General features: G+C 63.3%; 16 protein-coding genes. 10 read left to right on the top strand and 6 right to left on the bottom strand.

Annotated elements, in window-relative coordinates:
* The first annotated feature begins 6 nt into the window (after window positions 1–6).
* Window positions 7–747 carry an arsenical resistance protein ArsH gene (gene arsH / locus VWN43_RS10195; protein ID WP_320181831.1) on the top strand — a complete coding sequence of 247 codons (741 nt, stop codon included), beginning with the start codon at window positions 7–9 and terminating at the stop codon, window positions 745–747.
* A 123-nt stretch (window positions 748–870) separates the two neighbouring features.
* A complete protein-coding gene (locus VWN43_RS10200; RefSeq protein WP_320181830.1) occupies window positions 871–1,836 on the top strand; it encodes a glycoside hydrolase family 113 in 966 nt (321 codons plus the stop codon).
* A 2-nt stretch (window positions 1,837–1,838) separates the two neighbouring features.
* On the opposite strand, the gene VWN43_RS10205 is transcribed toward VWN43_RS10200, so the two are convergent.
* The 6 genes from VWN43_RS10205 to VWN43_RS10230 are packed head-to-tail and all read right to left on the bottom strand — an operon-like array spanning window position 1,839 to window position 8,730.
* Window positions 1,839–2,645 carry a transporter gene (locus VWN43_RS10205; RefSeq protein WP_320181829.1) on the bottom strand — a complete coding sequence of 269 codons (807 nt, stop codon included), beginning with the start codon at window positions 2,643–2,645 and terminating at the stop codon, window positions 1,839–1,841.
* A complete protein-coding gene (locus VWN43_RS10210) occupies window positions 2,642–3,604 on the bottom strand; it encodes a response regulator (protein WP_320181828.1) in 963 nt (320 codons plus the stop codon). Before VWN43_RS10210 ends, VWN43_RS10205 begins: the two co-directional genes overlap by 4 nt.
* Window positions 3,601–5,067 (bottom strand): hypothetical protein, encoded by a 1,467-nt coding sequence (locus VWN43_RS10215; protein ID WP_320181827.1) that lies wholly within the window; start codon window positions 5,065–5,067, stop codon window positions 3,601–3,603. The genes VWN43_RS10210 and VWN43_RS10215 overlap by 4 nt, the downstream gene beginning before the upstream one ends.
* On the bottom strand, window positions 5,064–6,950 hold the full coding sequence (locus VWN43_RS10220; RefSeq protein ID WP_320181826.1) for a glycosyltransferase family 2 protein: 1,887 nt from the start codon (window positions 6,948–6,950) through the stop codon (window positions 5,064–5,066). Before VWN43_RS10220 ends, VWN43_RS10215 begins: the two co-directional genes overlap by 4 nt.
* Window positions 6,951–6,952: 2 nt before the next feature.
* Window positions 6,953–8,293 carry a cellulose biosynthesis cyclic di-GMP-binding regulatory protein BcsB gene (locus VWN43_RS10225; protein ID WP_330767273.1) on the bottom strand — a complete coding sequence of 447 codons (1,341 nt, stop codon included), beginning with the start codon at window positions 8,291–8,293 and terminating at the stop codon, window positions 6,953–6,955.
* Window positions 8,294–8,319: 26 nt separating this feature from the next.
* Entirely contained in the window at window positions 8,320–8,730 is a 411-nt protein-coding gene (locus VWN43_RS10230) for a cellulose biosynthesis cyclic di-GMP-binding regulatory protein BcsB (RefSeq protein WP_330767274.1), read from the bottom strand.
* A gap of 353 nt (window positions 8,731–9,083) precedes the next feature.
* On the opposite strand from VWN43_RS10230, the gene VWN43_RS10235 reads away from it, so the two are divergent.
* The 8 genes from VWN43_RS10235 to VWN43_RS10270 all read left to right on the top strand — a co-directional run bounded on the left by VWN43_RS10235 (window position 9,084) and on the right by VWN43_RS10270 (window position 20,820).
* Complete coding sequence (locus VWN43_RS10235; RefSeq protein WP_320181824.1) at window positions 9,084–11,282, top strand: ATP-binding protein; 2,199 nt, start codon at window positions 9,084–9,086, stop codon at window positions 11,280–11,282.
* Window positions 11,234–11,482 (top strand): Hpt domain-containing protein, encoded by a 249-nt coding sequence (locus VWN43_RS10240; protein ID WP_320181823.1) that lies wholly within the window; start codon window positions 11,234–11,236, stop codon window positions 11,480–11,482. The genes VWN43_RS10235 and VWN43_RS10240 overlap by 49 nt, the downstream gene beginning before the upstream one ends.
* Before the next feature lie 737 nt (window positions 11,483–12,219).
* The gene (locus VWN43_RS10245) at window positions 12,220–13,386 is read left to right on the top strand and encodes a tyrosine-type recombinase/integrase (protein WP_320181822.1); all 1,167 of its coding nucleotides are present in this window, start codon (window positions 12,220–12,222) and stop codon (window positions 13,384–13,386) included.
* Between the two features lie 468 nt (window positions 13,387–13,854).
* Window positions 13,855–15,057: an SIR2 family NAD-dependent protein deacylase gene (locus tag VWN43_RS10250; RefSeq protein WP_320181821.1), complete on the top strand. Its 1,203-nt coding sequence runs from the start codon at window positions 13,855–13,857 to the stop codon at window positions 15,055–15,057.
* Window positions 15,058–15,179: 122 nt separating this feature from the next.
* The gene (locus tag VWN43_RS10255) at window positions 15,180–16,850 is read left to right on the top strand and encodes an ATP-binding protein (RefSeq protein WP_330767278.1); all 1,671 of its coding nucleotides are present in this window, start codon (window positions 15,180–15,182) and stop codon (window positions 16,848–16,850) included.
* Entirely contained in the window at window positions 16,850–17,059 is a 210-nt protein-coding gene (locus VWN43_RS10260; protein WP_320181819.1) for a KTSC domain-containing protein, read from the top strand. Before VWN43_RS10255 ends, VWN43_RS10260 begins: the two co-directional genes overlap by 1 nt.
* 12 nt (window positions 17,060–17,071) lie before the next feature.
* Window positions 17,072–18,196 (top strand): metallophosphoesterase family protein, encoded by a 1,125-nt coding sequence (locus VWN43_RS10265; RefSeq protein WP_320181818.1) that lies wholly within the window; start codon window positions 17,072–17,074, stop codon window positions 18,194–18,196.
* Window positions 18,193–20,820 (top strand): AAA family ATPase, encoded by a 2,628-nt coding sequence (locus VWN43_RS10270; protein WP_320181817.1) that lies wholly within the window; start codon window positions 18,193–18,195, stop codon window positions 20,818–20,820. Before VWN43_RS10265 ends, VWN43_RS10270 begins: the two co-directional genes overlap by 4 nt.
* Window positions 20,821–20,899 lie beyond the last annotated feature (79 nt).

The raw sequence follows: 20,899 nt of genomic DNA on the forward strand, positions 1-20,899 counted from the left end.
GCCTGCATGTCCCGCATCCGCACCCTCCCCGATCCCGATCACCTGCCTGCGCTGCGTACCGAATTCGCGCATCGTAATCCCGCGCTGGGGCTTGGCACGATCGAGCCGCCGCCGCGGATCCTGCTGCTTTACGGATCGCTGCGCGAACGCTCCTTTTCGCGGCTCGCGGTGGAGGAGGCGGCACGGCTGCTCCAATGGTTCGGCTGCGAAACGCGCATTTTCGACCCGTCCGACCTGCCGCTGCCCGACCAGGTCGAAGGTGACGATCACCCGGCGGTGCATGAACTGCGCGAACTGTCGCTGTGGTCCGAAGGGCAGGTGTGGTGCAGCCCCGAACGCCACGGGCAGGTGACCGGTATCCTGAAGGCGCAGATCGACCATTTACCGCTGGCCATCGGGGGCCGCCGTCCGACCCAGGGCCGTACGCTGGCGGTGATGCAGGTTTCCGCCGGATCGCAGAGCTTCAACACGATCAACACCTTGCGCGTGCTGGGCCGGTGGATGCGGATGGTGACGATCCCCAACCAGTCGTCGATCGCCAAGGCCTATCTGGAATTCGACGAGAACGGGCGGATGAAGCCTTCGAGCTATTACGACCGTATCGTCGACGTGATGGAGGAACTGGTCCGCTTCACCGTGCTGCTTCGCCCCCATGCGAAGCAACTGGTCGACCGCTATTCCGAGCGCAAGGACCAGGACCAGCCGGTGGCGACGCATGTCGAGAAAGCGGGGCTCGCGCGCGGCTGAAGGTGCGGCGGCAGCGAGGCGGTTTCGCTTGCCGGGCCCGGTGCGTATGGGCTGGGTTCAGGCGGACGGCTTCAAGGTGCCCCTATGCGAGGAATGCGACCGGATCGAAGACAGGTGCTGGCCATGGCGGCCGCACTACCGGGCTTGCTTGCGACGCCGCTCGCCGCGAAAGCGCGGATCATGCAGATCGGCGTTAACCTGATCGAGGACCCAGCCGCGCCGTTCGGCAGCGCGCAGGCCCGCAAAAGCTTTGCCAATCTGGCTGCGGCGGGCGCCACCACGGTCGCTCTGGTGCCGTTCTTCTGGCAACCGGGCGCGAGCGACCCGGCGCTGGTCCGGGGCAGCGCGCTCCCGCGCGAGCGGCTGTTCCGCGGCATTGAGGAGGCCGCGCGGGTCGGGCTCGATGTGCTGGTCAAACCGCATGTCTGGGTGCCCGAACGCTGGGCGGGCAGCGTGGTGTTCTCCAGCGAGAGCGACTGGCACAGCTGGTTCGACGCCTATGAAAGCGCACTGGTCGATTGCGCCGAAACCGCCGCCGAAGCGGGGGCGGATGTATTGAGCGTCGGGACCGAATTGTTGCAGACGAGCGCGCGGCCCGAATGGGCGCGGCTGATCGCGCGGGCGCGCGAGGTGTTCCCGGGCCGACTGACTTATGTCGCGCACAATTCCGCCGAGGCGCAGCAGGTGGGTTTCTGGAACCTGCTCGATATCGTGACCATGTCCTCCTACCCGCCGCTGGGCGCGCCGACCGACAGGGCGTCATGGCGCCGCGCGATCGGCGATGAGGTCCGCGCATTGAGAACTCTGGCGGATCGTCATGCGAAGCCCGCCTGGCTGGGCGAGATCGGCATCCGCTCCGCCGCCGATGCGACCTACAAGCCGTGGGAAAGCGCCGAGGAGCGCGATGCGCCGCCCGATCCGGCGCTGCAGGAGCAGGTCCTGCGCCTCTGGCTCGATGCGGCGCGGCAGGGCGGGATCGATACCGCGCTGGTGTGGCGATGGCTCAGCGACCCGCAGGGCGGCGGCCCCAAGGACACCGATTTCACGATCCAGAACAAGCCCGCGCAAAGCCTGCTCGGCCTGCGCTAACCTCAGAACGAGACCCAGAGGCCTCCGAAAAAGCCGCGCTCGCGCAGGGCGTTCTCGCCCGCGATCGTGCCGACGAGGCCAGCCTGCAGCGAGACCGATTGCGAGACGGTGAGCACCCCGCTGACCTGCATGTTGTGATAGCGATATTCGTCGAAGATCCCCTGCCCCGCACCATCGCTGATCGTATTGAGAGATTGCACCATCAGCAGGAAATCGGGATCGGGGCGATAACCCAGCGTCACGTCGGCATGGAACTCATTGGGCGGATCGCCATCGCGCAGGCGATAGCTCGCCTGGCCGTCGATAAAGCCGCTGTCCGCGCCGAAGGACAGGTTGTGAAAGCCGCGCAGGCGGAAATCGTATTCGGCATCGGTGCTGCCGACCTGTGCCAGATTGTCGTCGCGCGATACGCCGGGGATCCGCGCGGTCGCTTCGACAGCCAGCCAGCCGTCGGTATTCTCGGCAAAACGATAGCGGCCGCCGATATCGGTATAGCCCAGCCCGCTGTCGTCATCGCCGCCTTCGACCGAGACATTGCGGAAGCTCGGCTTGAAGATCAGCGTGAGTTGGGGAGCGACCTCATATTCGGCCAGCAGGTACAGCTCGACCTTCTCGTAATCGGCAATGTCGATGCTGTCGCCATCGGCGTCGAAGCCGCGCGTGCTTTTGGAATAATAGAACGTCGCAATGGCCTGGCCCTTGTTCGAACCGTCACCCGCCTCGGTTGCGGTCAGCGTCTGCGCATGTGCCTGGGGGGCCGCCAGCAGACTGGCGAGGGCAATTGGGATGCCGTAGAGTTTTCCCATCATTGTCGCTCCAGCAATTCCTGTTTGGTCCGGTCGATGATCGTATCCGCAGCCGCCGCCAGACCGGAAGGTTCGGCCCATACGGTCCGGGTCCAGAGCGTTACATGCTCGGCCTGGATCGAATTCCCGTGGTTGATCGCAGCCATCTCGACCGCTTCGGCAGCCCGCGCGTTCCAGTCTTCGAGCTCGCTTGCCGAGGGTGCGCCGGGATGGATCAGCATGAACGATCCCGGCCCATAGGCAGTCAGATAGACCGCCAGCGGCGCGGGGATCGCCTGCAACATGTCGGCCACCTGCGCCAGCAATGCTTCGCCCTTGTCCTGACCATGCGCCGCGACATAGGCCCCATAGTCGATAATCCGGACCAGGCTCAGCGCAGCGGGTCGGCCGCGCGCGCGGCAATCCGAAATGACCAGTTCGAGCACCCGGTCCTTGAGCAGATTGGTGGTCGGATCGATCAGGCTGAGCGTCAGCTGGCCCTGCCGCAGCGCGGCGTTCTGGACCCGCAAATCTTCCTCGCGCAGCGCACGCCGCTCCTGTTCGCGGCGCATCCGCAGCAGGTTCCGGATACGTGCAAGCAGCCGCATCTCGTCGATCGGTTTGGTCAGGAAGTCGTCGGCGCCCGCCATGAACGCCTGGTTGAGCGTTTCAGTGTCGTTGGTCGCAGTGAGCATCAGGATCGGCAGGTCGCGCGTGCCCTTGGCCAACCGCATCCGCGCGCAGACTTCCAGCCCGTCGATATCGGGCATCATGATGTCGAGGACAACGAGCTGGTACGGGTGTTCGGCGGTGCTATCGGCCTCGCCATCGGGGGTAATCCCGCACATCCTGAGTGCTTCAAGCCCGCCGCTGGCAATATCGATCCGGTCGAAATTGCCGCGCGCCAGCAGCGCGCGGGTGATCAGCGCGCTTTCGCGGACATCGTCGACCACGAGGATGCGGGACTGGCTGCCTTCGGTCATCGTGGGGCCTCGCTGCTCAATTCATACACCCGCCATCGCGCCCCGTCATAGTGCAACCGGTAACCGGGCAGGCCTTTCTCGTACAGGGTCGGGAAGATGCGACCAACCCGGTCACTCCCGTAATCGGATTCGCGATTGCGGACGACCAGCGTGCTGGCATCGGTTCGCCCCCGGATCGAGGCGGTGCGGAATTGCTGCGTCCCGCTGGACCAGACGCCGGCGGCATCCTCGCGCAGCGCAATCACCGCAGGTGCCGCCTCGGCATCGAACAGCACGTCCTCGCGGCCCGACAGCGCGCGTGCAACACCTGCAAGTTCGGGATCGCTGACTGCCACCGGGCGGTTGGCCAGCGCCGCCTTCCAGCGCTGGGTCTCGGGCGCAGTGTCGACGCTGACGAGCAAGGCCCCGCCAATCGCGCCGGCGGCAAGCAGCAGCAGCTCCACCCGCTTGAGCCGCGCGATCGGCCAGCGCGCGACACAGGCGGCGGCTGCGGTGACACCGAAACTGGCTGCCAGCGCGGCCGAAGGAAACAGACCGAAGGACAGCGCCAGCAGCATCGCCGCCAGCACCGTCAGGAACAGCGCCAGCACTGCATAGCGCAGCGGCGCCATCCCGCGCGCGGCGAAGAAAAAGCCGATCGCGATCGGGCATACGGCGAACAGGCTAACCAGCGCGAGGCTGATATTGCGCCAGTCGGCCACCGGCACGCGGCCGGTGGGGTCGGCGCCCAGCCCGGCAGATTCCCGGCTGACCGCACCGATGAAGTCGAATGTCTGGTCGGCGAAAACCCAGTTCACATAGATGAACGAAGCGATCGAGAAGAGCACCGGGAACAGCAGCGTCAGATACATCGCTACCGGAGCAATGCGCAGCCGGTCGATCGGGATGACCAGCGCCAGGAACGGCAGGCTGGCGAATACCAGCACCATCCCGAACGGATGCGCGAAAGCCATCAGGCACAGGCCGAGCGAGACCAGCATCAGATCGTTGACCCGTTCGCCCCGGCGCAGGCTAAACATCCCCAGAGCGGTGAGCCACAGCCCCCAGTGGACGAGAATGAACCCGATCCCTTCGGTCGCGCCGCGCAGGAACACCGGATTGAGAGCCAGCACCGCACTGGCGGCGGAGGCTTCCCACAGCGACAATCCGTTGGCCCGGAATGCCCAGAACCATGCCAGCACGAGCGCCGCGGCTAGCACCGCGCTCAACACCGCCAGCCCGGCAGTCCCGGAGACAGGCACGAAGTGGTTGAGCCCGATCCCGGTAATATAGGGCAGCGGCGGAAAGGCAGTGACGATATCCTCGAACCGGATCAGCCCCTCGAGGCTCAGCAGCGTCCGTCCGTGCAGGTCGAGATTGCTGGCCGACACATAGCCGCGCGCATGGAGGATGAAGGCCAGCGCGACCAGCGCGATGCCCAATACGATCGGCATGGCATAGCTGGTGATCCTGCGCGCCGTCATCCCGCGGTCTGGCTCGCCTGCGCCTTGCTGACTTCGGCGGCGGTGTGTTTCGACAGCCCGTGTTCGGTCTTTTCCCAGTAGAACGGCTTGGTGATCAGCTGCCACGCGCCTTTCCACGCGGCGATCGACATCAGCACCCAATACCAGAACACGGTCACGCTGTAGGGTACCAGCGATAACCAGTTGCGCCGGAAAGGCGCCAGCATCATCACGAAGATGAACAAGCCGTTCCCCGCCAGCAGGTTGAACACGGATAGATACAGCAGGACAGGCGGGAACAGCGGATCGAAGATGCCGGTCTCGGTCAGCAGCCAGAGCACGAATATCGCCCAGAACACCGGATTCAGCAGGCCCGACAGCATGGTGCCGCCGATGAAGAAGATGAAGCCCAATAGCCCGAGCACACCGATGCTTCTCACCAGATGGATCGGGCGCCGCGTATGGACCAGCATGGTCTGCATATAGCCCTTGATCCAGCGCGACCGCTGCCGGATCCAGTTCAACTGCGAGACATTGGCTTCCTCGAAGGTCGTCGAGGCAACCAGCCGGACTTCATAGCCCTTCTGCGTCAGACGAATGCCCAGATCGGCATCCTCGGTGACGTTGAACGGGTCCCATGCGCGCAGTTCGCGCAGCACGTCCATGCGAAAATGGTTCGACGTGCCCCCCAGCGGGATCGGCACCTTGAGCTTCTCCAGCCCGGGAAGCATCAGGTCGAACCACAGCGAATAGTCGAGCGTGAACAGGCGCGTCAGCCAGTTCTCCTCGCGGTTGAAGTAATTCAACCGGCACTGGACGCAGGCGACATTGGCGGGCGAGCGGTCGAAGGTCACCACCACCTTCTTGAGCTGGTCGGGTTCGGGCTTGTCCTCGGCATCGTAGATCACGAGGAAATCGCCGCGCGCGAATTGCAGCGCATAATTGCACGCCTTGGGCTTGGTCTGCGGCTGCGCGGGCGGGACCAGGATGATCTCGAAAATATCCTCCAGCCCCAGCGCGGTGGCGGCATCGATGGTCAGCTGGTCGCCTTCCTCCAGCACGATCTTGATGTCGAGCCGGCTGGTCGGATAATCGAGTTCGCGCAAGGCATTGGCGAGGATCGGCAGCACGTCGGGCTCGCGAAACATCGGCACCAGCACGGTATAGACGGGCAGGTCCTCGTCGCGCAGCAGGCCGACCGCGGCATCCATCTGCCGCTCGCTGGCGTGCTGGTGCTTGCCGCCCGCCCAGATCAGCACCGCCTTGAACAGGAAATTGCCGAGGTAGAACAGCGTCATCACGAGGTTGAGCGCGATCAGCGTCGGGATCGGGGCCAGCGCCAGCCCCAATGCAAACGCGCTCAGCATCGCCCAGCCGACAACCAGCTGGACCGGCGTAAAAACGGTCTGCGCCGACATCACCGGATCGTGTTCGGCCAAATCGAATACCGCGGCATGCAGGAAACGTTCGGAAAAAACGCTCTGCACCGCCTGCTGGATCTGCTTCTTCGAGGCGATGCCGATCTTGACGCTCGCGCCCCATTTGCGGCGGGCATAGAGGATCAGCTCGGGCCCCGGACGCGACGTGACGATCGTCGTCACCCCGTCCTCGCACCGCCAGGGCACTGCCAGTTCCCGCATGTAATTGGCGACTTCGGCGACCTCGAGCAGGTCGGGATCGAGCGGGTCCTTCTCCAGATCGACCTGTTCAACGCTGAACCGGTCGGCCAGTGCGCGGTAATAGTCCTCCGGCTCGATCCAGTTCTTGGTCAGCATGACATCGGCGAGGTTGGACCCCCACCGCACAGCCAGCTCGCTCGCCTCGTTCAGCTGCCGCGCCGAGACGAGATTGCGTTCGGCGAGGAAATCACCGGTCCAACTGTCGATCGAGAGGAGGTTGCCCACGATCAGTCTTTGGTTTTGTTGGCGACGATCACGCGGCGGAGGAGATAGACGAAGCCCAGCGTCACCAGCAGCCAGCCAAGGCCGATCAGCCACAGGCGGTAACGGCTCAGGAACTGGCTGAAGGTGTTTTCTTCCGGATAGCGGATATCGATCAGCCGCTCGCGCGCATTATGGAATGCGAAGTCGAGCTGGTCCCCGGCAAGGAAAGCGACATTGCCATAGCTGAGCACCGGCGGCGAAGCGCTGGTCGCCAGCGCGGCGAAATCCGCGCCCGGCTTGATCCAGACCACGGTGCGGCCGCCCTGTTCGAGCAGCTGGACCGTGGTCAGTTCGCCAATGGCTTCGGCATCGAGGAGCGTCTGCCCGTTCTCCCCGTCGATCGTGACCGCACCCTGGTCGAAGCGCACGATCGGATCGGTCCCGGCCGGGGCCTGGTCGCCGACATACACCACGGCGCCCACCTCGGGCATGTCCGAATAGGAGACGGTAACCGCCCCCTCGCCGCTTGCAAGCGGGCCCAGCAGCGACGCCACCGGACCGAGCGCGTCCGCGCCCGGCATCACCAGCGTGAAGCCGCCGTTGAGGACCGCGGGAAGATCGGAAAAATCGGACACCGTCCCTAGGGGATCGAGCTTGACGTGGCTGGAAGGAAGCAGCTGCGCCGGATAGCCTTGCGGCGCAAACTTGCAGTCGCCGCCGGCGGGCTGCCGCGCGACGCTGACCTCGAGATTGTTGCGCGACGTGGTAAGCCCTTGCGGGAAATCCACATCGAGCCGTGTACGGCCATCGTCTTCGGCCTCGGCGCTTGCCAGCAGTACGCCGTTGAGCAGCACGGCGATGACCGGGCGCGTGGTCCCGCCATCTTCCGCCGCCGCGACATCGACCACCATGCCCGTCATGCGCTGCCCGGCAGGCACCGCGCTGGTGGGAATGGCCACGTTCCACTGTCCGCGGTCGACGACGTTCTGGATCGACGTGTCGCCGCCCAGATCGCCTACCGTGAGCGTGGTTGCCGCAGCGCCCGCATTGCGCTGTGCCGACCCAGCAGCAGGCGAAGCGACGAGCGCATTCCACCGGCTGCGCAACAGCCGTGCACTGGCGACGGGATCCTCACCGCCGATCTGCAACACCGGCTCCCCGGCCTCACGCTGCACCGAAAGTGCGGGTGAGGCAGGATCGGCGAAGATGACCCGCGAAACCTGCCACCCCTCGCCCAAGGCGGGATTGGTTCTGCGGTTGCCGGCAAGCCGTGCATCCGCCCCGCCGAGCATCAGCGTTAGCGCGGCCGCGGTTTGCGCGGCACTTGCGCCCGCAGGCAGATCGACGTCGATCGCGGTTGGCATCGCCGCTGCGAGGGAGGCCACCCGCGTCAGGCTGGCGCCGTGACTCCGTCGAACTGCGCGCGCAAACCGCCACTGCCTGCGAAAGAAAGATATGCAGCCGACAATCGCTGATCGACACAGCGGTCTTCGGTAATTGCGCCCGAATAGACGATGCGCGCGGCTAGGAAGCCCTGCTCGATCAGCGAGGCGTTGATGGGGACATCGATCACCCCTTCGGAAAATCCGTCCGGCAGCGCAGTCGTGTAAAGCGTCTTCCCGCTCACTTCGATCGATAGCGCGCGGCGACTGTTGAAGGAGGAATCCGTCCGGTAGGGCAGCACGAGACGCAGGTTCTGCGCGCCGGCATCCGCGGGAATGGGGAAATAAATCTCGCGCGAACCCGACAGGCCGGCGATCTCGAAGCCATCGGGAAACCCGCGTTCCTTCAGCGTGATCACCCTTGTGACCGCCTCCGTCGACGGGCCGACTACAGCACTTTCGGAAATGGCGGGGACTTGCCCCGCCGCTGCCGTAGTTACCAACGCCACCGCCGCGGCAACACAAAGGGGTTTTCGATTCACCATGACAGTCCTGGGGGTACCTTCAGCCATTGCATGTGCTGGCCCTACCACTTCACCCAGATGGTTTAGAAGACCTTACCAGAAGAAGTTCTCAAATATTTTGGGAGGGGATATTATACGTTTCTTTCCTTAATCCCCGATAGACCCAATTTTTGACGGGATTGTGCCATGGGAAACAAGCTTGCATAACCGCCGGGTAATTCGGACAAAACAAAGTTAACAGAGTAGGTATGAATTTGGACATCGAGATGGTTCTGCTGGGTTTCGTGCTGGGAACCATCGTGGCCGCCGTGCCCCTGGCAATCTGGTTCCGCAGCGCCATTCGCGATGCCCGCGCCGCCGCCGCGCCGACCGCTACCGAAGACGCGGACCTGCGCGACCTGGTCGAACATCCCGACCTTGAATCGATCGCGGCCGATCTTCCCGACATGGTGGTCGTGATCGGGCCCGACCGGGTACGCCGCTACATCAGCGCGGCCTGCGAAAAACTGCTCGGCTATCCGCCCGAAGAGATGATCGGCCAGTCGCCGATCAACGGCATCCATCCCGATGACCGCGCCGCGACCATGGTGGCGAGCGAGAAACTGTTCCAGGGCGCGGTTCCCCGCACGCTGACGACCTATCGCCACAAGCATCGCGACGGTCATTACGTCTGGCTCGAGGCCCATTTTGCGTCTCGCCGGGTTCCCGAAACCGACGAGCTGCAGGATTTCGTCGGGATCGTCCGCGACATCGGCGCCCGGCGGCGCGAAAAGCTGCTCGACAGCGAACGCAATGCACGCATGCGTGAGAACAATCGCCTGCTGCAGATGGCGGAAGGGATCGCCAATATCGGTCACTGGCGGATCGATGTGCAGGAGGATTCGCTGTTCTGGTCGGAACAGCTGTTCCGGATCCATGGCGTCTCCGATGACTTCGTCCCCGATCTTGAGAAGGGCATCGATTTCTATTACGAAGAAGACCGGCCCATGGTCACCGAAGCGGTCGAGAAAGCTCTCAACGAGGGGGAGGATTTCGAGTTCACCGCACGTATCGTGCGCCCCAATGGGGAACTGCGCCATGTGGCGACCATCGGCCATGCCGAAAGCTCGCCGACCGGCGAAGTGGTTACGGTATTCGGCGTTTTCAAAGACATCACCGAAACCGTCCTGATCGAAGAGCGTCTGCGGCAATCGCGCGACGCGGCAGAAGACGCGGCGAAGGCGAAGACCCATTTCCTTGCCAATATGAGCCACGAAATCCGCACCCCGATGAACGGGGTTATCGGGTTTGCCGACCTGCTGCTGGAAAGCGATCTGTCCGAAGAGCATCTCGAATATGCGCGGATGATCTCGGATTCGGGCAAGGCGATGCTGCGCCTGCTCAACGAATTGCTCGACCTGTCGAAGATCGAGGCGGGCCGGATGCAGTTGTCGCGCGAACCGGTCGATTTCGGCCATCTAGTGCGCAGCAGCGTGCGGTTGTTCGAACCCAATGCCAAGGCCAAGGGCATCATGCTGGAGGCCGACATCGCTTCCGGCATGCCCACCGGGACCGGCGACAAGCTGCGCGTGCGCCAGATCATCCTCAATCTGATCGGCAATGCCATCAAATTCACCGATGAGGGATCGGTGCGGATCGTGGCGCAGGAGGAGGACGGCTCGATCGTCATCCGCGTAATCGATACCGGGGTCGGCATTCCGGCGGACAAGCTGTCCCACGTCTTCGACGAATTCGCCCAGATCGAAGGCGCCTCGGCGTCGAGTGTGGCGGGTACCGGCCTCGGTCTTGCCATCGCCCGGCAGCTGACCGAACTGATGGGCGGCAGCCTGACCGCGACGAGCGAATTGGGGCAAGGCTCGACCTTCGTGCTCTCGCTCCCGCTGGTCGAATGCGAAGGCAATGCACCCGACGCGCCCGCGCAAAAGCAGGACGCCGCTTCGTTCCGCAAGACGCTGACGGGGCGCCGGGTCCTGCTGGCGGAAGACGTCGACATCAATCGCAAACTGGCGGTGGCGATGCTCGGCCGTCTTGGCGTGGCGGTGGAGATTGCCGAGGACGGCAAGCAGGCGGTCGAACAGGTGCGCGCTGCGCGCGAACAGGGCCGGCCGTTCGATGCCGTGCTGATGGACATGCAGATGCCGGTCATGGACGGGCTCGAAGCCACGCGCACACTGCGCGCCGAAGGGGTTTCGGAGCGTGATCTGCCGATCCTAGCGATTACGGCCAATGCCTATCCCGACGATATCGAATTGTGCTTGGCGGCGGGCATGCAGGACCATGTTGCGAAACCGATCTCGATCGAACGGCTTGGCCCCTGTCTCGAAAAATGGCTGGTGACCAACCCGGCTGCAGCAGTGGAGGAAGCCCCCCCAGCGACGAAGACGCCGAAGCGCGGCAGATGTACGAACAGCGCCGCAGCGCGCTGCGCACCCAGCTGGCCGAACTGAGCGGCCCCACGCCCCCCACTCCCGAACAGCGCGAGAAGCTGCGCGAGCAGCTGCATGTGATGGCCGGCATCGCCGCCTATTTCGGCGACGAGGATCTTGGTAATCTCGCCCGCCGCGTCGAACGCGATCTTAAGGGCAAGGCCAACGAGGCCACCGTCCAGCGCGGGCTGGACGAGCTGCGCGGCTGGTTCACCAGGTAGGATCGCCCCAGCAGGTTCGGGTCGCGGCCTGCCTGTGGCCCAGCAGACCTAGGCCGATATCCGAATGGGGCGAACTTGCCCCTTCCCGAAGCGAGGTTACCTACGCCCGTTTTCCACGATCGTCCGGCCGCACACCTCGGCGCGGCCTCTAAGGCACATTACGAGCTGATGTAGGTGCTTCGGACTGTGGATCCCTTGGTACTGAGTAAGCGCTATCCCGTGGCCCGTTATCGCGCACCGGGAAGCGAATGCATTCGCCCCTGCAGCGCGCCCTGGACCGTACGAACGGGAACCGCCGCTAGCGAGTTCCGATCACCTTGCGTGGTCGAAACCCACCAGGACGAGCATGGCCACGCTTCATATGCGCCCTAAAGAAGCTACGCTCTTTACCGACGCCCGACATTTTCCGAAGGGCGATGCTCCGATCGTTCGCGGATCGCGTCCACCCCAGATACAACAAACCCGCCACCTCGGAGAGGCAGCGGGCTAGTTGTATACTGGTGGTTGCGGGGGTTGGATTTGAACCAACGACCTTCAGGTTATGAGGGCTCTGTTCCGATGCTACCCCAGAGCACGCCCATCCACCTTTATAGACTTATTTTCAACGTGTTAGATTGACAGTTGGAGCGCCTCGCGGCTGTGTGGCTACGCACGGTTTCGCTAGGCTTCGCTCCCTCCTGCTTCCTATTTGCTTACGGATCGAGCCACGTAGCGGCCGCTGGTAACAGGAGGCGAATTTGCCAAAGCTGACGAAGAGACAGATCGAGGCGCTCGAGATCAAGGACAAGGACTATTTCGTCTGGGATAGCGAGCTGTCCGGTTTCGGCATTCGCGTGTTCCCAACCAGCCGCAAGCAATTCGTCCTTCAGTACCGTTTCGGCAAAACCTCGCGAAGGATGAGCCTTGGCCGATTTGGCGCAATTACACCTGACCAGGCGCGTGGTCTTGCCCTCAAGGCTCTCGTCCAGATTCGGCAGGACGTCGACCCGCAGGTGCAGAAGCGAGAAAAGAGGACAGCGCTCACGGTCCGCGATTTGGCGCAGCGGTTCGACGAGGAGCATATCGAGGTTCACCTCAAGCCCAGCACCGCCAAGGAATATCGCCGGAACCTGAAGCTCTTCATCCTCCCCGCCATTGGGCATCTGCGCATCATCGACGTGACCCGCGCCGATATCGCCAAATATCATCACGACTGGCGGCATCGCCCCTACCAGGCGAACCGCAACATTGAGATCATCTCGAAGATGTTCAATCTTGCCGAGCTTTGGGGTCTGCGGCCCGACGGGACCAATCCGCGTAGACACATCAAGAAGTATCCGGAAAAGAAGCGTGAGCGGTATTTCTCCGCTGCGGAGCTACAGGCGATCGGTCGGGTGCTCGGTGAGATGGAAGAGGAGCGGGTGGAGTTGCCGAGCGCGATCGCAGCAGTTCGCCTGCTTCTCTTCACCGGCTGTCGGCTAGGCGAGATCATGACCCTTCGTTGGGAATATGTCGATCTGCAGGGCCGGCGTCTGCGCCTCCCAGATAGCAAGACCGGCGCTAAGGAAGTGCATCTTGGTACGGCAGCAGTCTCGGTGCTCATGAGCATTGAACGTACGATGGGTAATCCATGGGTCATCGTCGGTCGAAACGAGGGGGCACACCTGACCGATCTCCAGCCGTTCTGGCAGCGGGTGCGCGGTAGAGCCGGGTTAAAGAACGCCCGCATTCATGACCTCAGGCATACGTTTGCATCAGTGGCGGTCAGCAACGGTCAGAGCCTGCCGATGATCGGAAAGCTCCTAGGCCATACGCAAGTTCAGACGACTGCACGTTACGCGCATCTCGCGAGCCAGCCAGTAATGCAGGCTGCCAACGACGTATCATCGCTCATCGCCAAACAGCTGCTCGGCGGCGCTAATTGACCCGGTGGTCTCGTTCGCGAAATGGGACCGATCTGCATTATCTTTGCAGTTCCACTTAATGTTCATCGTAGCACTCGGATGAACGCTGTGCCTATCGTCATCGTTGCGATGGGCGATCCCTCAGACAGACCGGTTGGTTACGGCCGGGTGGCATACGCGCATATCCAGCCGGTTCGCCGGCAATGGCAGCTTTGCGCCCTAATCTCGGACATTGCAGCGCTCTCTCGCGCGCTCCCGAAAGCTGACGTTCGCTCGTAAGTCCGCAAGACGTATTTTTACCTCAGTGGCGCGGAGCGGAAGACTTCCGCCTCGGTATAAAAAAGCAGAGGTCTCCCCCAGAACATCATATCGATGTATCGGATGATTACTGAAACTGAGTAAAGAGGCCACCCGTTACGTATTCCCTTGACCCATCTTGACTGTAGGAGCCACACGCAAGCGAGATCGATATGACTGGGGGAGAGGAAATTGAGCGTCAGCTTTCATAATCCGGACCAGTATATGGCATCACTGCGCACGATCATCGCGCAGGGCCGAAAGCGCGTCGGGCTGCTGGTGGGAGCGGGCGCGCCGGCGGGAATGGCGCGGGCCGACGGTTCTCGACCACTGATCCCGGCCGTCGCGGGCCTGACCGAATTGGTTTTGAAAGCGATCGAGCCGGCCTACGGAACCCAGATCAAGGGGCTCCAGGGTGATCTCGCAAAGCACGACATCGAGACTCTGCTCTCGCGCATTCGTTCGCTCGGCAGCGTTATCGGAACCACCAAGGTCCACGAGCTCGACGCCGATGGATATCGCGCGATGGCCAATGCCATCTGCGTCGAAATCGGCAAGATCGTCCAGGCGCGCCTCCCCGCGGGATCCACGGCTTACGGGGAACTCGTCAGCTGGATCACCGGTGCTCCCAGAGCGCATGCGGTCGAGATTTTTACGACGAACTACGACTTGCTCTTCGAGGAAGCGTTCGAGCGGGTCCGGGCACCCTATTTCGATGGCTTCGCCGGAGCGCGCGAAGCGTTTTTCGATCCGGCCTCGGTTTCCGGAGATCAGCTCTCCTCGCGTTGGACACGCCTGTGGAAGATCCATGGCTCGCTTGGCTGGAAGGCGAACGCCGAAGGCGAAGTCGTGCGGACCGGGCAGACGGATTCGACCCACCTGATCTTTCCCGAGCACATGAAATACGATCAGACGCAAAAAGCGCCCTATGCCGCATTGCTCGATCGCTTGCGCAGCTTCCTCGCGACCGAAGATACGCTGTTGATCTCGATCGGCTTCTCCTATGCCGATGCGCATATCACGGCCCGGATCGACGAGGCGCTCGCCGCCAACCCGGCGGCGAGCGTGTTTGCGTTCCAATTCCAGAAACTCGAACAGGAGCCATGTGCCGTGGCGCTCGCGTCCCGGCGTCCCAATGTCAGCGTCTATGCGCGCGACAAGGCAGTCATCAACGGCGTTGCCGCCCCTTGGCAGACCCCCGGCGAGCTTCCCACCAAGGATTGGGGGCCGATCCGGAACAGCTACTGGGCCGCACCCGCGAAGGGAGGCGAGCCCGAGTTCAAACTTGGTGCAATAGAAGATTTCGCGCGGTTCTTTGCCAATTCCCAGACACCGCAGGCCTTCGAGGCTGCGCCGGCTCCGGCAGTGCCTCCTGCGCCCGCGGCCACCGAATGACCAGCCCGACCTTTCTTGGCAGGGTAGGTAGTGTCGCGGGGTCGACCGTTAGCGTGCGGCAGGCCGAGTCCGTCGCTTCGGGCATCGCAATCATCGAGGGGCGCAGCTATCGGGTTGCGCAAGTGGCAAGCTTCGTTCGCATACCCCAAGGCTACCACGATCTGTATGGCGTGATCTCCGAGGTGGGTGCTCAAGCCACTCCCGAAACACTGGTCGACGCCCGTCAACGCGGCGAGAGCTGGATGACCGTTCAACTCGTCGGTGAAATCGTCGAAACCAGTTTCGAGCGGGGCATCAGCCAATATCCCGGGATCAACGATGAGGTCCATCTGGTAACCGAAGAGGATCTCGGCCGGATCTACGGTGTGGGCGACGAGGGCCAGATCACGATCGGGCGGCTCGCCGGGGCAGAGAGCATTCCCGTCCGCATCGATCTCGACCGGTTGGTGACCCGTCACAGCGCAGTTCTCGGCTCGACCGGGTCGGGCAAATCGACAACGATTGCCAGCCTGCTGCGTTCGATTTGCCATTCCGGCGGAGGAAAGCGCTGCTCGAGCGCGCGTATCCTCCTTCTCGACATTCATGGCGAATATGGCGATGCGCTCAAATCGGCAGCGCAGGTGTTCCGGGTCAACCCATCCGACGACGAGCAGCCGCTTCACGTACCGTATTGGGCGCTCGACACGCTGACGCTGCTCGATTTCCTGATGGGGCCAATGAGCGAGACGGCCCTGACCGGCGTGCTCGACAAAATTCAGGTGGCCAAGCTTGCGGTGGCTGAGGGCGTCGCCGGAGTCGATGTCAATGCCCTGACCATCAACACCCCGCTACCCTTCAGCCTGAGGCAGCTCTGGGCAGACCTGGTCGATCCCGAATACAAGACCTGGGCGGATAAGGAGCGGACCAGCCCGGCGCTTGAGGAGGCAGGCGATGCGCAAAGTCTGAAGCTGCCAAAATACTCGCCGCCGGGTCCAGGCAGCGCCTTGCCCGATATCAACCAGACCAATGTCTTGGGTATCAAGCGGCAGCTTACCCAGATGCGCTCGCGCCTGCTCGACCGGCAATATGACTTCATGCTGCACCCTGGCGAGTGGGAGCCCGATCTCGCGGGCAAGTCGCAGATGGATTTGCCGGAACTGCTCGAGGCCTGGTTCGGTCACGACAAGCCGATCACCGTGCTCGATCTGTCAGGCGTGCCAAGCCAGGTTCTGGTCCGGCTGATCGGTGGAATCTTGAACATCACCTACGAAGCGATGTTCTGGGGCCGGAACCTGCCCGAAGGCGGGCGCAACCGGCCGGAACTGGTCGTCATGGAGGAAGCACATCGTTATCTGGGCCGGGACGCGGATAATCCGGCGCGCGACATGGTCCAACGAATTGTCAAGGAGGGGCGCAAGTTCGGGGTCGGGGCAATGATCGTCAGCCAGCGCCCTTCAGAGATCGACGAAACGATCCTGTCGCAGTGCGGTACGCAGTTCGCCCTGCGCCTGTCGAACAACGCCGACCAGGGCAAGGTGAAGGCGGCGCTCCCGGACAGCCTCAGCGGACTCGTCGATACCCTTCCGGTGCTGAGGACCGGGGAGGCGATCATCATGGGTGAGGCCGCGCGCCTGCCGATCCGCTGCCGGATCAACTTGCCACCGGAAGGTGAACGACCGTCGAGCGCGGATCCCATGGTAAGCGCGGCTTGGGCGAAGGCCAAAGCGAAAGAAGATTATGAGCGGCTCGCCGCCGCCTGGAGGTCACAGGATCCCAAGTGGGGTCAGGACAACAACACGCAGGAGAACGGATGATGCAACGCCAACCGGTCAGTTCGAGCAACATAGCGTCCATCGGCTACGATGAAGCGACGCAAACCCTGGAGGTCGAGTTCCTCAACAACAGCGTCTACCAATATTTAAACGTGCCGCCGAATATCCACGACGAACTCATGGCGGCGCCGTCCCACGGCGTCTACCTGAATGCCAATGTCAAGAACCACTACGCCTACGAGCGGCTCTGACGGATTCTTCCGATGATCCGGGTTGTGCACAGCGCCGACTGGCAATTGGGAAAGCCCTTCGGTCGTTTTCCCGATGACGTTCGCGCTGCCTTGATGGAGGCGCGGCTCGACGTCATCGATAGGATCGCCGCAGTTGCCGATGACCATGAAGCGCGCCACGTGCTCGTCGCAGGCGATGTCTTCGACAATATCGACCCAGGCGATCGCGTGCTGGTGCAGGCCCTTTCCCGCATGGAGCGGGCGAAGGTGCACTGGTGGCTCATGCCGGGCAATCACGACCATGTGCGTTCAGGCGGATTGTGGGGGCGTGTGCGTGCGAAAGCGTCGGCCAATGTCCACGTGCTCGATACGTTCGAACCGGTCGAACTGGAGGACGGTGCCTGGCTGCTGCCTGCCCCGCTCGATCATCGCCGCACACGCGATGATCCGACGAGCTATTTGGCCGATATGGCGACGCCTGCCGGGGCGGTCCGGATCGGGTTGGCGCACGGCTCGATCACCGAGTTCGGCGGCAGCAGCGAAGCGACCAACATTATCCCGCCGGACCGCGCGCAGACCGCCCAACTCGACTATCTGGCGCTCGGCGATTGGCACAGTCATCTGCAGGTCAACGATAGGACCGCTTACAGCGGTACGCCGGAAACCGATCGCTTCCGCGGCGACGACGAGCCGGGCAGCGTTATCGTGGCCGAGATATCCCAGGGCGTGGCACCGCGTCTCGAGCGCGTATCGACCGGCCGGTTCCGCTGGCTGAGCCAGACTTGGCCGCTCGAAAATCACGCGGAGTTCGTGCGTCGTGTGACTGCCTTCAAACAGGAGGCCGATCTCTCCAAAACCTTGCTTCGGCTTACCCTGACCGGCGCCGTCTCGCTGTCCGATCGGGTCCAGGTGCAAGCCGCGCTGACCGACGATCTCGCCCATGCTCTGCGGTGGCTGGACGCCGACAGCGAGCAGCTCCTGGTTCGGCCGACACAGGATGACCTTGCCAATATCGACGTGCAGGGAACGCTGGCAAAGGCCGCCGCGAGCCTGCAAGCACAGGTGGACGCCGGCGGGGAGGGCGCGGCACTCGCGAGCAACGCGCTCGAGCGACTCTACGTAGAAGCGCTCCGGCTGGCGGACGAGCAACCGGCATGAAACTCCGTTCGCTCGAGTTGGAGAACTTTCGCAAATTTCGAAAGCCGATCCGGCTGGACGGCTTCGCCGACGGGCTCAACATCATCATCGAACCGAACGAGATGGGCAAATCAACCCTGCTCGAGGCTCTGCGGGCCGCCTTCTTCATCCGTCACTCCGCGAAAAGCGAACTGGTTCGATCCTATTGCCCGTTCGGCGACGACGTGGCTCCCAAAGTGGGCGTGGCGTTCGATATCGGCGATCAGCACTGGCAGCTCGAAAAGCAATTTCTCAAATCGCCGCACATCCGGCTGACCGGCAACGGGAGCCGGATCGAGAGCGACGCGGCCGAAGAGCGCCTGCAAGCGCTGCTCGGATTCGAACGGGGCAATAACCGTGGCAGCGACCTGGACACGCGCGGCGTGCTCGGCCTCTTGTGGGTCGAACAGGCCACGGCACTGTCGGCCGAACCGCCGGGCCGGGTCGCACGCGACGAGATCCGCGCGGCGCTCGAAGGCGAGGTTGGGGCAATCCTCGGGGGCAAGAAATTCGACCGTATCTGCGAGCGGATCGAGGAATCCTATGGCGCATTGCGCACATTGCGCGCCGGCAAGCCCACCGGCAAACTGGCGGAAGCCGAAGCCAAGCTGGCCGCGGCGCGGACCGACGTGGCCGAAGCGCAGGAAAGGGTGTCTGAATACCAGGACTCGCTAGCGGAGTTGGAGAGCGCGCAAACGAGAAAGCGCTTGATTGAACGCGACCTCGCGGATCCCGAACAGGCCGAACGGCGTGCGAAATTGTCCGACGAGCTCAAACTGGCCGAGAACGCGCAATTGCGCCTTTCAACCGCGGAAGCCCGGCACGCGGAAGCCGAAGCGACGGTGCAAACGACCCAAGCCGAACTCAACCGGCTCGATGACGCGACACAGCGGCTGCAGGCCGCAGAACAGGCGCTCGCGGACGCACGCGCGGCCGTGGAGGATCATCAGACCGAATTCGAAACCGTCGCGGCGGACGAGCAGGAAAAGCGCGAGGCCGCCGGCCAAGCGCGCACTGCGCGGGCGAAGGCGGAGCAGGAGCTCCAGCAGGCGCGTCGGGCAATGGTGGAACACAACCGCCAAGTCGCCATCGAGCGCGCACGCGAGCACCTTGCCGAGATTCTCAAGCTTGAAGCTGCGCTCGCCGAAAGGCGACCGCTCGCAGAAGGCGTGATTGCAGATGAGCGACTACAGAAGCTGGCTGCACTCGACAGAGCCGTCGCCGAAGCGCGCGCGGTCCAGGCCGCGGGCGCGATAACCCTCGATATCGATCTCGTCGGCTCCGCCTCTGTGCAGATCGACGGCGTGGATGTCGCCTCGGGCCGGCGCGAAGTAGCCAAACCGATCGAGGTTCTCGTTCCCGACATCGCGCGGATCGGCATCTCCCCGCCGGCGGGAGCGAGATCGGCCGAAGCGCAGCTTCGCTCAGCCGAGGAGGCGTTTTCGACTGAACTCGGCGAACTTGGCGTCGCCAGCTATGCAGCTGCCGTGACGCGCGATCAAACCGCGCGGGCCGCCAAGCAGGACATTGCTGCTCTCGAGCGCCAAATCGAGATGAGTTGTCCGGGCGACCCGGTGCTCGAACTCAAGGCGGGTGTCGGGCCGCTCAAGGCCTTGATAGCAAGCCTGCCGGCCGCTGCCGACGCTGGCGCGGTGCCGGCCGACCTGTCAGAGTTGGAGACAGCGTTCGATGGCATGCGCGAAGCCGAGGAGATCGCTGCGGCCGTCCTCGACGAAGCCCAGAAGGCGCTTCGAGCCGCCGAGATCGCACACACCAAGCTCGAGGCGAACCACGTCGCAGCAACTCACAATGCGGCGACGGCCCGAACCCTCCTCGATGAGCAAGCGGACCAGGAACGCAGCGCGATCGACCAACGGTTGCAAACGGCGCGCGAAGAACTCGGCCGGCGCGCGGCGCAGCTTTCGGAGGCGCAGGCCACTGTTGCCAACCTCGATATCGATCGGATCCGGCGAGCGATCTCCAACATCGACGTGGCCCAGCGCCAAGCGAGCGAAGAGCGGGTTCAGCTCGTGGCCCGCATCGCTTCCTTGGAGTTTCTGGTCGCGCGGGAAGGTCCGAAAGGCCCGCCCGGCATTCTTGCGGAGGCGGTCGAAGCCGAGGCCGTGGCGGAAGCGGAAGTGGCGCGATGGACGCGCGAGGCGGATGTACTGGCCCTGTTGAGGGACGCTCTGCGTGAAGCGGCGGAGGATACCTCGCGCACTTTTCTGGGGCCGGTGACACGGCGGGCGGCGCGCTATGTGAACCGCATACTGCCCGAGTGCGATCTGACGTTTGACGAAACGATGGGATTGACCGCGATTCACCGAAATGGAGTGGAGGAACCCTGCGTCGATCTGAGCCGCGGAACTCAGGAGCAGCTGGCGGTTCTCACGCGCTTGGCCTTTGCGGACCTGTTGCTCGAGACAGGCGCCCCGGTTTCGCTAATCCTCGACGATCCGTTCGTCTATTCTGACGACGAACGCTTGGAAGTTATGACCGACATTCTGCTTGAAGCATCGAAGCGAATGCAGGTTATTTTGCTAACCTGCCGTTCCAAGGCTTTCCGGCATGTGGTCGGAAATCGGATATCGCTGGATCAGGCATAGCCGTGATCTGTAGCGACAATTCTCCGTGAGTGTCGGCTCTCGCCTGCAAGAGCGCCCATCCTCGCTTCCATTTCTCACC

The sequence above is a fragment of the Qipengyuania sp. HL-TH1 genome (genome assembly GCF_036365825.1).
Classification (GTDB): Bacteria; Pseudomonadota; Alphaproteobacteria; order Sphingomonadales; family Sphingomonadaceae; genus Qipengyuania; species Qipengyuania profunda.